The sequence below is a fragment of the Bacillus sp. LR--39 genome (genome assembly GCF_053613335.1).
In genome coordinates this window covers 1-591 of the sequence record NZ_JBSIOT010001247.1, presented here as the reverse complement: position 1 = coordinate 591, position 591 = coordinate 1, and the positions used below count along the sequence as shown (strand labels likewise).

The 591-nt window shown below is 49.7% G+C and carries 1 protein-coding gene; it reads left to right on the top strand.

Annotated elements, in window-relative coordinates; genetic code table 11:
* Positions 1 to 591 (top strand): lipoyl synthase (locus ACWHAR_RS29740; RefSeq protein WP_452088771.1); only part of this gene is annotated, 591 nt, incomplete at both ends.

Sequence of the window (591 nt, the reverse complement as noted above, 5' to 3'; positions counted from 1 at the left end):
CGCTTCTGTGCGGTGAAGACGGGGCTGCCGACAGAGCTTGACTTGAATGAGCCGGAAAGAGTCGCAGATTCTGTGAGCATCATGAACCTGAAACACGCGGTCATTACAGCCGTTGCCCGTGACGATTTAAAAGACGGAGGAGCGGGGGTATTCGCCGAAACCGTACGCGCCGTCCGGAGAAAAAGCCCATTTACAACAATCGAAGTTCTGCCGTCCGATATGGGCGGAGACTATAATAATTTGAAAACGCTGATGGATACGCGTCCGGACATTTTAAACCATAATATTGAAACGGTCCGCCGCCTGACGCCGAGAGTCCGTGCGAGAGCTACATATGAAAGATCATTGGAATTTTTGCGCCGCGCCAAAGAGATGCAGCCGGACATCCCGACGAAATCCAGCATCATGATCGGTCTTGGCGAAACAAAAGAAGAAATCATCGAAACAATGGACGACCTTCTTGCGAACAACGTCGACATCATGGCAATCGGCCAGTATCTGCAGCCGTCCAAAAAACACATTAAAGTACAGAAATATTACCATCCTGACGAGTTTGCCGAACTGAAAGAAATCGCCATGGAAAAGGGCTTC